At 65.8% G+C, this 12,794-nt stretch carries 7 protein-coding genes; 2 read left to right on the top strand and 5 right to left on the bottom strand.

Features of this window, described 5'->3' with window-relative positions:
- Positions 1-169 precede the first annotated feature (169 nt).
- A complete protein-coding gene (locus KF785_05605; GenBank protein ID MBX3146226.1) occupies positions 170-2,035 on the top strand; it encodes a peptidase in 1,866 nt (621 codons plus the stop codon).
- Between the two features lie 174 nt (positions 2,036-2,209).
- On the opposite strand, the gene KF785_05600 is transcribed toward KF785_05605, so the two are convergent.
- Positions 2,210-2,500, bottom strand: coding sequence for a hypothetical protein (locus KF785_05600; protein MBX3146225.1), 291 nt, complete (start codon positions 2,498-2,500; stop codon positions 2,210-2,212).
- A 27-nt stretch (positions 2,501-2,527) separates the two neighbouring features.
- On the bottom strand, positions 2,528-4,645 hold the full coding sequence (locus KF785_05595) for a penicillin acylase family protein (GenBank protein ID MBX3146224.1): 2,118 nt from the start codon (positions 4,643-4,645) through the stop codon (positions 2,528-2,530).
- 226 nt (positions 4,646-4,871) lie between these two features.
- On the opposite strand from KF785_05595, the gene KF785_05590 reads away from it, so the two are divergent.
- Positions 4,872-5,441, top strand: coding sequence for a hypothetical protein (locus KF785_05590; GenBank protein ID MBX3146223.1), 570 nt, complete (start codon positions 4,872-4,874; stop codon positions 5,439-5,441).
- Between the two features lie 33 nt (positions 5,442-5,474).
- Here the strand turns inward: KF785_05590 and KF785_05585 are convergent, their stop codons facing one another.
- From KF785_05585 to KF785_05575, 3 genes are all read right to left on the bottom strand, one after another.
- Positions 5,475-8,798, bottom strand: a complete 3,324-nt coding sequence (locus KF785_05585; GenBank protein MBX3146222.1) for a PD40 domain-containing protein — start codon at positions 8,796-8,798, stop codon at positions 5,475-5,477.
- 105 nt (positions 8,799-8,903) lie between these two features.
- Positions 8,904-9,866, bottom strand: a complete 963-nt coding sequence (locus tag KF785_05580) for a serine hydrolase (GenBank protein ID MBX3146221.1) — start codon at positions 9,864-9,866, stop codon at positions 8,904-8,906.
- A 104-nt stretch (positions 9,867-9,970) separates the two neighbouring features.
- Complete coding sequence (locus KF785_05575; GenBank protein ID MBX3146220.1) at positions 9,971-12,706, bottom strand: UPF0182 family protein; 2,736 nt, start codon at positions 12,704-12,706, stop codon at positions 9,971-9,973.
- Between the last annotated feature and the right edge of the window lie 88 nt (positions 12,707-12,794).

The raw sequence follows: 12,794 nt of genomic DNA, 5'->3' as shown, positions 1-12,794 counted from the left end.
GCCGCCTCCAATGGCCGGAATCGGAACTGCGCACCAGCGCTCCCCGCATCACCACGCTCAAGACAATGCTAACGCGGTGTCGCGCAGTGGTCGAGATCATCGGCTCGAACCGATGATCGCCCGGCCATCGGTGGTATCTTAGTTCCTCACCCCTCCCGTGCCGGTATCCATGCTCTTTCGCGCCCTCGCTTTCGTGGCGTTGCCCTTCGTCATTGCGCTGCCGCTCGTGGCTCAGGCAGCAGCCCCCCGAGACTCGACGCCCAAAGTTCTCGTCGTGCCGGGGCTGCGTCACGGCCCGAGCATCTTTCCGCTGACCCACTATCCCGAGGTCAGGCCGCTGGTCGAGGGACAGATGGATTTCCAACACTACCACACCTCGGCTGAGGTGGAGTGGTGGATGCACCAATGGGCCAAACGGTATCCGGATCTCGTCGACCTCTACGAGGTGGGCAAGAGCTTCGGCGGCCGGACCCTCTGGCAACTCACCCTGACAAACAAGAAGACCGGCAAGCATACCGACAAGCCTGCCGCATTGTTCGATGCTGGCCGGCACTCGGGTGAGATCTCGAGCACCGAGTCGGCGCTCTACCTTGCCTGGTACCTGCTCGAGAACTACGGCAAGGATGCCGAGATTACGACCTTGCTCGATCAGAAGGCCATCTATGTTCGGCCACTCAACAACCCGGATGGATCGGATCTCTACCGGCTCACCGCGCAGACCAACCGCAGCAGTGTGCGGCCGCATGACACCGACGGAGACGGCCTGCTCGATGAAGATCCGGGTGAGGATCTCGACGGTGACGGCTACATCCGCCAGATGCGCCAGCAGGTCGGGACGGGGAAGGGCGACCACATCCAGGATCCGAAAGATCCCAGCGGTCGCAGCATGAAGCGAGTGCGCGACGGGACAGGCGACTGGAAGGTCTGGAGCGAGGGCATCGACAACGACGGCGACGGCCGTTACAACGAAGATGGCATCGGCGGGCTCGACCTCCATCGCAATTATCCGCAGAACTGGCGGCCGGAGCCGGGCGGCGACCTGACCGGCCGCGGCTGGACCCAGTTCGGTGCAGGCGAGCATCCGCTGTCCGAGCCCGAGACGCGCTCACTCGTGCTCTGGTTGCTGCGCCACCCGCACGTTGGTGTGGTCAACTCGATGGACACGGCGGTGCCGATGCACCTGCGCGGGCCGTCGGTCTGCGAAGAAACCGAATGCATCATGCCGGCCGATCTCGCCATCTATCACCATATGGACTCCGCCGGCCTCACCTTTACGGGCTACCCGTGGGCCGGTGACGTCTACCGGACCTACGCCACTCGTCGTGCCGTCAACCCAGTGACGGGCGACTCGACTCGTCCCACGCCGCTGTTCGGCCACGGCCCGGACTGGGGTTATGCCGGCTACGGAGCCGTCTGGTATGGCGACGAGATCTGGCATGGCGGCCGCGAGAAGGATTACGACGGCGACGGTGAGATCGACGAGTGGGAGGTGCTCCGCTGGTGCGACGAGCGCTTCAGCGGAAGCTGCTTCAAGCCCTGGACGCCGTTCGATCATCCCCAGCTGGGCAAGGTCGAGATCGGCGGCTTCAATCCCAAGTTCTTCTCGCAGAACGGTCCGCCGGAAGTGCTGGAGGAATGGGCCCGCAAGCAGGCGATGTTCAATCTTTACATGGCCAAGTCGCTACCGCAGCTCTCGATAGCTTCGGTCAAGGCCGCCCGCCTGACCCGTGCCGCCGCCGACTCGGCGACCCACGAACTGACCGTGACCGTTCGCAACTCCGGTCGATTGCCGACGGCTCTCGAGCAGGCCAAGAAGGTCAAGATCGTGCGGCCGGATCGGATCGTCGCCGAGTTTGCCAAGGGGAGCACGAGCCGAGCGGTGGGCACGGGGCCGGAGTTCTGGCTGGGCGGCAACGAGACCAGGACGATCAGGCTCCGGATCAAAGCCGGCGCCGAGTCCGCGGATCGGTCGCTGGTCGTGCGGTTGCTCAGCACGCGCGGCGGGGTGGTTGAGTCCAAGGTCGAACTGCCCTGATACGCGGAGTTCGGGGTCCGGGGAGGGACGAGGAGCCTCGGGCGGAGGCGCCTGGCGCTGCAGTCGCACTCGACCGGTAAGATCACAGACCGGGTACCGTGCGACTGACGCGCTGGCAGCGCCTCCGCCCGAGGCTCCTCGTCCCTCCCCCGACAGCAGCCCAACCTCTGCCGGTCAGTCCTCGATGGTAATCCCGGCCACGCGCAGGTAACGCTCGGTCAGGGTCTCGGCGCGGTCGTCGCGGCGTTCGATGGCTTCCAGGCGCAGCTGGCGGAACTCGTCGACCAGGCGCGGGTCGCCCCAGAGGTACCCGGTGGCGGCCTCTGCGCTGCCCGTATCGCCGGCGTTGGCGCCGGCCAGCAGCGCGCGGGCAGCCGCGATCGGGTAGGTCGGGTCGTCAGGGGCCGGCAGCGAGTAACGTGGGGCGGCCCCATCGTTGTCTTCTTTGACAAAGGCTCGTGACATCAGATCGCCGTTCCCGTTGCTGCGGAGCTACTGGCCCGGGCGGTAGCGCCGGACCGCCTGCTTCTCGACATCCGCCCGGGTGTACGCAATCGGCTTGAACTCGCCGCGTGCAAACATCGGAGCCTGATCGCCGTAGTAGGGAGACGACGGGTCGTTGCTCTGGCCGTACGCCAGCACCGAGTAGGCCCGCGGCGTGTTCCCGAACTCGACCGCGATGATCCAGCCGTCGCCGCCGGATACCCGGCGCTTGCCGTCAGGGTCGTCCTGGAAGGCCAGCGTCCGGAAACAGCCCATTGCGCCAAGACAACCGCCGACCGGGACGTCGTGACCGGCAATCCGGACCCGGTGGACCTCCCCCCACGGCACGTCGATTCGGCCCCAGCGCGCCGTGACGGAGTCGATGGCCAGCACCAGCGCCTCGACCGCGCCGGTCGGGTTGGCCAGGCCGCGCGGTGTCGTCGTCGGTTCGGTAATGGCCCACGGGGTGGCAAACGGCTGGCGATTGGCCCGCGAGTAGAGCCGCCACCACATCTCGAACAAGACGCCGCCTCGGGTTTCGGGTCCGGTGGTGTTGTCCCACTGCTCCAGTAGCGTCGTGGCTTCACGCACCTTGCCGTTCGAAGCCGACGCCGCGGCGCGCAGCAGATCGGGCTTGATCCGCTCGGCGAGCAGCATCCGGTAGCTGTTCTTGAGGTCGAGAACCCCTTCCAGCGTCAGCTTTCGGCCGGGTTTCCCGATCAGGTCGGCACCGAGCTGGCTCCGCAGGCTCAGGCTGGGCGCCTCGATGTTGGGCGGATAGTGGGCCGGATCGAGCGGCGCCAGCAGATTGGTGAAATGCGGCGACGAGTTCTCCTGATGCACGTATCCACCCGGCGGATTCTTGACCCGGGGCAGCGAATCGTACGGCACGATGCGGGACCAGATCTCTTTCGTCGATTGAACCCGAACCACCGTCGAGTCGCCGCCGGATGGATGGGGCAGGGCCGGGAGTGAGCCGTTCCAGACGTAGAGAATGTTGCCCGCTCGGTCCGCATACGTAAAGTTTGAGTTGGCGCGAGCCCGCATTGCGAGTGCCGCCTCCCATTCCGCCACGGTCCGGGCGTGCATCATCCGAAGGAACTGCTCACCGCCACGATGTTCGCCGGCGCCAGACGACTTGAGAATGAAGGCCTGACCGTCCGCCCGCTCCACCACCGGCCCGAACGGCGAGAGCCAGGTCTGTCGGGTTTCGGAGGAATAACTCGGCCCGTTACGGTACTCGACGGTGACCGCGACCGGCTCGAGTGGCATGGGGCGGCCGTCGATCAGAATGTGATCGACCAGATCCGGCGCGAGCGGGACGGCGTAGACTTCATCGGTGTCGACGTTGTTGTTGGTGGTCGACCAGCCCAGGTTGCGGTTGAAGCCGCCGACCACGCCGAACGGGCTGCCGATCCGAAAGTCGCCGTAGAAGTCGAATCGACCTGGCACCACGACGTGGGCCTCGTAGTAGCCCGCCGTCCAGGCCAGGTGCGGATTGCGCATCAGAATAGCCCGCCCGGATGCGGTCCGGCTTGGCGCCACGGCCCAGGCGTTTGAGCCGTCCGTCGGGCCCTCCCAGTCGCCCGGGGGGGCATCTGGCGCGGCACTCACGGCCGGTCTGCCAAGGGCTCGCTGCGCCAGGCGCCGGGCGGGGGCCAGGTTGACCGGGCTCATCTCCCGCGCCAGAACGTCCCAGCCGACGAAGTTCGGAGCAATGTCCGGATGAAACCGGCCCTGGTTTGCGCGGATGAAGTCGTTGATGGCGGCGGCAAAGCCGTCATATACGTCGCGGGTGTCGACTTCGAGGCTGGCCCAGCGCCGCTGTGCCTCCGCATAGACGGTTCGACGCGAGAAGTCCCCCTCCATGCTGTCGCGCCCGAAGACTCGGCCCATCTGACCCCGGCCGCTTACCAGACCGTGAATGACCCGGGCGCCGTAGTCTTCGGCCTGGACCCAGCCGAGTCCGTAGCCGGCGGCCCAGAGATTGTCGGCGTAGATGTGAGGGACGCCGTACCCGGTGCGAATAATCTCCGGCTTGGGCGCCGACGTCTGCGCGGCGATCGTGGCGGCATCTACTCCGCACCAGGCGGCAAGTGCGAGAGCAACGAACTTCAGACGGCGCATGCCGGCCTCCCCTGAGGGTGTGCGATCGGATCAGGCCGTCCCGTCACCCTTGGTATGGCGAGGACAGGCAGGACGAATCCCTTACGGTGATTGAAAATACGCCACAAGTGTGGCCGGGTTATGTCGAGTCCGAATCAATGCTAGCATTGGATCCGGTCGGCATCCATGCCGCGCGGCCTCCCCGAATCTCCGAGACGACCCGTTACGGACGAAAGGTGGACCTTCGATGACGAAACACCATCACTCCTTCGGCGGCGAGAGCCTGATCACCGGCCTCCTGGGCGCCGGTGCGGTTGCGCTCTGGTTTCTGGTGGTCGATACCCTGGCGGGTCGGCCTTTCGTGACGCCGAGCATTCTGGGTCAGGTCATTCTGTTCGGGCAGACCACGCCGGTGATCGAGACGGTCCAGTGGTCGGCCGTGGCTGCATATTCCGCGCTCCACGTTGCCGCCTTTCTGGTCATTGGTGCGGTTGCCACGCAACTCGTCTTCCTGGCGGACCGGCACGGCATCTTCCGGTTCGTGCTGCTGATGGGGTTCATTGCCTTCGAAGTCTTTTTCTACGGACTCCTCAACATGTTCTTCCGGGGCACCGAGGGGCTCTTCCCGATGTGGTCCGTGCTGGCGGCGAACACCCTCGCGGCGGCAGTGATGGCGTGGTATCTGGTGCGGAAGCACCCCGCGCTCAGCCGGGGCATGGCACGGGAGCCGCTTGGCGCGGCTCCCGATCCGACCTATCGCCCGCCGGCTGCGGACGACGGCGATCCTTCGGGTGTGGCGCCCGGCCGGACGCGCTGACGACCGGGTGCCTGGCGAGCGACGGGCCGATTCTCAGGGACGAATCGGCTTGTCGTCCTGCTTGAGCGCATCTGGAATGACCCACTGACCGGTGCCGTAGCGACGCTGCCGCGGCCAGACCTCGTCGAGGGTGTCGTCGTCGTACACCACGCCGCCCTTCACGACGTACTGGATGTCCGTGGTATTGCGGATGTTGGCAAGCGGGTCCGAGTTGAGAATCATGAAATCGGCCAGCTTGCCGACCTCGATCGAACCGAGATCCTGCTCCTTGCCGATGAACCGAGCCGCGTGCAGGCTCGCGATCTCGAGCGCGCCCATCGGACCCAGCGCCGAGGCGGCCATCCAGACCTCCCAGTGCGAACCGAGGCCGTTGTGCTGTCCGTGGGCGCCGATGGCACCGAAGCCACCCGCCTCGATGATGTCGGCCAGTCCCTGCGCAATCCACGGGAAGCTGAAGTCCGTCTCCGGCACCAGGACGCGGCGGCGGGTTTGAGGAATGAACTGCAGCCACGACATGAAGCGGCGCGTCTTGGAATCCTTCCAGGTGTCGGATTCCTGGAACCAGTAATCCTCGTTCCACGGCCCGGCTCCGCCCACCATGAAGGTCGGGGAATAGGTGCCCTGCGCCCGTCCCATGAACTCAGTAAAATCCCGGTAGAGCGGCAGATAGCTCAACGGATGCTCGAACCCGGTATGTCCGTCCATCAGCAGCGCGACGTTGAACTCGAGATCCGCATTCTCCGCCGTCAGTTGGATGCCCAGTTTTCGCGCAGCCTCGGCCACCCACTGCCGCTGGTCCCGGCGAGGCTGGAGATATTGCTTGAGTGACACGGCGCCCCAGTCCTTCAGCTTGGCAATACCAGCTTCGGCTGCTGCGTACGACGTGAAGTTCTCCTGGCGTGAGCCGTCCCCGGCGTAGAGCGGGTCGCCCGTCGAATACACCCGCGGTCCGACGATCACGCCGGCGTCCACCATCTCGCCTGTCGGGAAGATGTTCTGCGACCACATCGACGGGTCCATCGTCGTGGTGATCCCGTATGCCAGATAGATCGCCCCTTCGCTGTTGCGCTGCGGGATGATGCCCCGGTGCTCGCGGTAGTTGTGCGAGTGCACGTCGATGAAGCCCGGTACGATGGTCTTGCCCGCTGCATCGAAGACCCGGGCGCCGGCCGGAACGGCGCAGCTGCCGACACAGGCAATCCGGCTGCCGGTCACGACCAGGGTGCCTTCCACCACCTGGCGCCTGTTGAGCGTGACGATGCGGGCGTTCGTGAAGGCCACGCTCCCGTTCGGGATGTCACGCGGAACCCGGAGGCGAACGGTGACCGTGTCGGTGCGCTTGGTCGCAACGGAGTAGCGGAAGTAGCGGTTGCCGCTGCCCAGTTCGACCGTCTCGTTGTCGCGCCAGCGGGGAAAGAGCCCACCAGCCGTGGTGATCCGCGTCGTGGGGAGCTTGCCGCGCAGCTTGGTGACCTGCACCGGCGTCGAACCGTGGCCGGGGTAGGGGAAGGGGGCCACCCAGACGTTGTCCGATTCCTGGAACGCCACCCACTTGCCGTCGGGCGAGGTGACCACTTCATCCGCGAACGGGAAGGTCAGATGGGCCCGGCGATCCGACCCATCGGGTCGAATCGAGTAGAAGGTGGTTTCGAGGCCACTGGTGCCGATGGTCAGATGCGGATAGAAGATCCGCCCATCGGGACCCCAGCTGGCGCGCACGATCTGATTCCGGATACTGTTGAAGAGAGAGCCCGATGTGCCGTCGGGAGAGACGGTCACCCGAACGACCGGCGTCGTGCTGCCACCAGTGGCCGGGAGACGCACCAGATCCCAATATGGGTTCCAGACGATGCCCCGACCGTGCCGGCTCCCGCCTGAGCCACGCGACACCACCAGCTCGCCGCCATCGGGCCGCCAAACCGGATGAGTGAACTCACCCGCTTCCCGGGTCAGCTGTTCCGGTGCGCCACCAGTCGCGCGAACCCGATAGACGTGCCCCGCCACCGAGTCTGCCCAGCTGGTGAAGGCAATCCACTGTCCATCCGGCGACCAGGAGGGCGCGTACTCGAACGGCTCGAACGATGCCGGCGTCAGCCGACGCGGGGTGCCGTTCGGCAGATCCTGGATCCAGATTCTGCCCACCGACTGGAATACGAGCCGCTTGCCGTCCGGTGACGCGGTCTGCCAGCGAATGAAGCGGCTCTCGAACGGCTCATCCGTGATCCGGTCCTGGTGATTCACCAGCTCCGAAATCGTCCGCTTGACCTCGGCGCTGAAGGGAATCGGCGTGACCCGGCCGGACGCCACCTCGACCCGATGCAGTCGGCCGCCCTGGGTGACCACGATCGTCTTACCGTCGGCGCTCCAGGAGTAGCCGGGGAAGGGGCGGAGTACCTTGCCTGCTTCGACCATGTCCTGCTCGACCGGGTCCATCAGCAGCCGCTCGGCGCCGGTATGCAAATCGCGGAGCCAGAGGGCCGACCGGGGGCCGAAGGTGTGACCCCGCCAGGAGATCGTTCCGTCCGGGATCCGCCGCACAAAGGCGAGCCAGCGTCCGTCGGGTGACACCTCGGGCGCCGCCATACCGCCGCTCGAGGTCTGTACCTGCTGGCTCTGCTCACCGAACGAGATGGCCGCGATTTCCGAGGTCTGCAGGTCGAGCCGCCGAACTTGTGCGGAGCCACCGAGGAACTCGGTTCGCCCGCCGTACCCCGGCTGCCCGGCAGCGGCACGCACCTGGAAGTAGAGGTAGCGACCGTCGCGCGAGAGGCTGGGCCAGGCGGCGCCCGCCTGGCGGTTGCCGGGAACCAGTTCGATGCCGCTGCCGCCGTCCTTGTGATACATCCAGAGGCCGCTGCCGCCCTGGCCGCCGCCAGGTCCGCCCTGAACCGACTGGCGCTGCACCACGATATAGTTCCCGTCCGGGGTCCACGCCGGGGTGACTGCGCGGACGTACTGCTCGCTGAACACGGCGCGCGGGTTCGAGCCGTCGGCATCCATGACCCAGAGGTTCATCTGACCCTTGCGGTCCGAGATGAACGCGATCGACCTGCCGTCCGGCGAGATCCTGGGGTGGGTGTTGATGGCAATACCGCTCGACTGGGTCAGCGAGGTCGCGGTGCCGCCTGCGGCGTCGATCCGGTAGATGTGGCCGAGGAGGTCGAACGCCAGCCAGCGCCCATCGGGGCTCTGGTCGACTGACATCCAGGTGCCTTCCGTGGTCGTGAAGCTGATGTCGCGAGTCGTGCCGCGGGGCTTGGTGACGTCCCACTCTGACGGTGCCGGGGCATCCTGCCCGACGGCGGGTGAGATGCTGCCAAGCAGGAGGGTCAAGCCGAGAAATGATCCAAGACGCATGCAGGACTCCGAGGGGTGAAACGCGCGGGGGCCATTGGCGCGCCCCTGCGCGTCGTCAATCGTTGACGGGTATCCATCCGGACGGGGCGGGGTCCGGGGTGGTTTCTACTTCCAGGTATTGACCAGCAGTTCGGCAATCCGCCCCTGGGTGGCCTCGAGCTCGAAGAAATCGCCGGTGTTCTGATTGGTGAAGATCGAAATTACCAGCGGACCGCCCGGATAGGTAATGATGCCGACGTCGTTGCCCGCGAATGGCGGCCAGTCACCGGTTTTGTGGCCGACCGCAACCCCCGGCTTCCACATCAGCCGCTGTGGCAGTCGCGAGGCATAGAACTGACCGAACAGCATCGACATCATCATCCGGCTGTGCTCGGCCGAAGCGTACTTCCCGTCGCGGATGCCTTCCAGCATAGCAGACATTTCGCGCGCGGTGGTTCTGCCGAGCCAGCGGGTCGAGTCGCCTTCGATGGCGAAGGACCGTGCTGCCGACTGCGGGTCATTCGGAAAGCCGCGCTCGAACACCTCGCGGTCCGTCAGCGAGGCGAACTTCGGATCGGACCGGATCCAGACTTCGCGAAACAGGTCGCCGGTGGTGCGTTGGAGTCGGGTCTGGCTGAAGCCGAATGAGGCCAGCGTTGCGTTGACGCGGTCCAGGCCGACTTTGGCAATCAGGAGATCGGTGGCGGTGTTGTCGCTGGTGATGATCATCTGATCGATCAGATCGCGAATCGTCGGCGCCACGCCGACGTCGAAACGCTGGAGCAGCCCGCTGCCGCGACGCAGGTCCTCCGGACGGATCGTATGCCGGTCGGTCAGCTTGAGTCGACCGGCCTCGACGTCGCGGAACACCTGAATCATGATCGGGATTTTGATCACGCTCAGGGTATTCATCGGCACATCGGCGCGGATGGCAATGGTCCGACCCGACGGAATGTGCTTGGCATAGAGGGAGGATTTGGCCTTGAGCCCATTCATCATGGTCTCGATCTCGGCCTCGACGCCCTGGGCCAGGGCCGGGCGAGCGATCAGGGCGGTGGCGACCAGGCCACCGAGCGCGACAAACCGCATCAGAGTCTCTCCGGGAAACGGACGGCGGCGCAGGGAGATCTTCCCTGCGCCGCCATGATTGTATCCTGGATTGGATCCAGCGCCAGTCCGAGCGGGCCGAGCGACTACTCCCGCGGGGCTGCCGCCGCTGCGAGCTGTTCGAGCAACTCGCCGAGGCGGCGAAGTTCTTCGCCGTAGCGGCTCCAGTCGCCGGCTCGCTGCGCATCGAGGGCCGCCTGGTAGCGGCGGCGTGCTTCGGCTGAGAGCTGCTGGACCGCGCTCGACAGCCCGGCAGCGGCTGCAGCGGCAGGTTGTTGCTCGGTCGCCGCTGCGGTCGCTGCCGGCCGCGCCGGGCCGGATCCGGCCCCGAACAGCACGGCGAGACCCGCTTCGAGGGTCTCCTCCATGACGACCTGATTCCGGTACGCGACGACGACCCGCTTGAGCTCGGGAATCCGCCCGCCGTCTGCCTGGAGGTAGAGCGGCTGGACGTAGAGCAGAGCCTCCTCGATCGGGATGACCAGCAGGTCGCCGCGGATGACCCGGGTGCCCCGCTGATCCCAGAGGGACACCTGCCGGGCGATCTCGGTATCCTGGTTGATCCGGTTCTCGATCTGTTGCGGACCGAAGACCAGGCTCTGACGCGGCAGGCGATAGACTCGGAGCTTGCCGTAATCTTCGCCGTCGCTGCGGGCCACCATCCAAGCCGCCAGGTTGTCTTTGCCCCGAGGCGTGAACGGCACCATATAGATGAACTCTGCTGCCGGCTCATCGGGCAGCCGCATCACGATCCGCCGCATGAACGGCACCGAGCCGTCACTCTTCGCCACGATCGGGATCTGCCACTGGTCTTCGCGGTGGTAGAACTCCTCGGGCTCGGTCATGTGATAGGTCGTGTACAGTGCGGTCTGGGCCCGGTAGAGGTCGTCCGGATAGCGCAGGTGCGCGTCGAGACCGACCGGCAGCTCGTCGATCGGTCGGAAGATGCCAGGGAGAATCGCCGCCCAGGTATTGATGATGGGGTCGTTCGGGTCGCTCACGTAGGCGCCGATCGAACCGTCGTATGCGTCAATCACGACCTTGACGCTGTTGCGCATGTAGTTGATCCCGCTTTGACCATACCGGGCCGCGTACGGGTACCGATCAGAGGTGGTGTAGGCATCGAGGACCCATTTGAGGGTGCCATCGGTGCCGATCACCAGGTACGGATCGCGGTCGAAGGCGAGAAAGGGAAGGGCTTCGCGCGCTCGTTCGACGATGTTGCGGCGATAGAGGACCCGGCTCTCGTTGCTGATGTCGCCGGAGAGGAGAATCTTGGTCGAGCCGTAGTGGATCGAGAACAGCAGGCGCCGGAGCGCGCTGCCGATCGGTACGCCCCCCGTCCCGGTGTAGGAGCGGTAGATGTTGGTCTCGCCGGCGGGATGGTCGAACTCCCGCTGCAGCGTGTTGACGAAGACGTAGCGGTCCGCCATCTCGCCGTAGTAGATCTGCGGTCGAGTCACCTCGAGTGACACCGTCGACCTGGGTGGCAAGTCCTGAATGAACAGCACCGGCAGCCCTTGGGTCGTGACCTGGTTGACCGGGCTCATGGTGAGACCCATGCCGTGGGTGAAGGTCAGGTGCTCGTTGATGAAGGTCCGGGTCGGAAGCGCCGCGGGGTTGAGCTCACGCGGCGCGAGCAGGACCTGACGATACTTGCCGTCGATCCAGTAGCGATCGTCATCGACCGAGACGAAGTCGTAGTAGGTGCGAATTTCCTGAAGCTGTCCCAACGTGCGAAGCAAGGGCTCCCCGTCCCAGAGCCTGACGTTGTCGATGGTCGCGGCGTTGGCCCGAATCGTCTCGTGGGTCAGCTCGGCTTCGCCGTCCAGGTCGCGAATCTCGACGCTGTCGAGGCCCCAGGCATGGCGGGTGGCCGCGATGTGCGACACGAGTTGCGGCGACTCTTTGGTCAGCTCAGTCGGCGCGACGATGAACTTCTGCATGGCCCAAGGCGCCAGGCTTTGGCCCACGAACGAGACGACCAGGTAGCTGCCGACAGACCAGAGGCCATACCACGCCAGCTTGCCGCGCGCAGCGCCGGCAAGCACCCCGGCAGCGGCGATCAGCGCAACGACCGAGCTGATCCGAATGGCCGGCAGGGTGGCGTTGAGGTCGGTGTAGCTGGCCCCGGTCAGCGGTCCGGTGGTGGAGTAGAGCAGGTTGGACGCGTCGACGATCCAGTGGCGGGTTGCTGCGAGCAGCAGGTTGACGGCGACGAGGATGCCCAGGTGCAAGCCGGCCGACGGTTCGATCCGCAGCTGGCGCGGACGCAGGATGATGTCGCCACGAAGCCAGTAGATCGCCGTGATCAGCAGCAGCGTCAGGGTGGTCAGGCTGGTCAGCAGCCCGAGCGCGACGGACCACGCCGGCAGGGAGAAGACATAAAAACTGATGTCGCGCCCGAAGACCGGATCGGTGAGACCGAACGGGGTGCCATGGATGGCCTGCAGGATCAGGCTCCACGCTGGCGTGACGCCGAACCCGGTCAGCAGGCCAAGCGCGAGAGCCACCGGGAAACTCATCCGCCGCAGCGTTCCGGTCAGATCGACTCGCGCGCCCGCGGGCTGAAACTGGAACATGACCGGGTCGGGAACGATGCCCCGCTGGGCCATTCTGAGGTTGAGGTAGACCAGGCCGAAGGTCGCGGTGCCAACCGCAACGAACAGCGCAAGCTTGGTAACGAGCTGGCGGGTAAAGACGACTTCGAAGCCGACCTCGCGGAACCACCACCAGTCGACCAGAAAACTGCTCAACCCCGGAATCGACACTGCGAGGACGAGGACGAGAAGGACGAAGGAGAATACGAAGCGTCGGCGCACGGGTGGCCCTGGGTCGAGGTCATGACGTGGCGGGCGCCGCTGGATGGCCCACCGTCCGGATCTGAGCAGAATGGCCCGGTGGGCCGGG

The organism is Gemmatimonadales bacterium, from assembly GCA_019637315.1.
GTDB lineage: Bacteria > Gemmatimonadota > Gemmatimonadetes > Gemmatimonadales > GWC2-71-9 > SHZU01.
Note: the sequence above shows the minus strand (reverse complement) of the source record. Positions and strands in the feature narration are given on the sequence as shown.

Bases quoted from the DNA above. Each gene is read 5' to 3' on its own strand.
- KF785_05580 (MBX3146221.1), bottom strand. From the start codon at position 9,866: ATGCGGTTTGTCGCGCTCGGTGGCCTGGTCGCCACCGCCCTGATCGCT.
- KF785_05595 (MBX3146224.1), bottom strand. From the start codon at position 4,645: ATGCGCCGTCTGAAGTTCGTTGCTCTCGCACTTGCCGCCTGGTGCGGA.
- KF785_05585 (MBX3146222.1), bottom strand. From the start codon at position 8,798: ATGCGTCTTGGATCATTTCTCGGCTTGACCCTCCTGCTTGGCAGCATC.
- KF785_05600 (MBX3146225.1), bottom strand. From the start codon at position 2,500: ATGTCACGAGCCTTTGTCAAAGAAGACAACGATGGGGCCGCCCCACGT.
- KF785_05590 (MBX3146223.1), top strand. From the start codon at position 4,872: ATGACGAAACACCATCACTCCTTCGGCGGCGAGAGCCTGATCACCGGC.
- KF785_05605 (MBX3146226.1), top strand. From the start codon at position 170: ATGCTCTTTCGCGCCCTCGCTTTCGTGGCGTTGCCCTTCGTCATTGCG.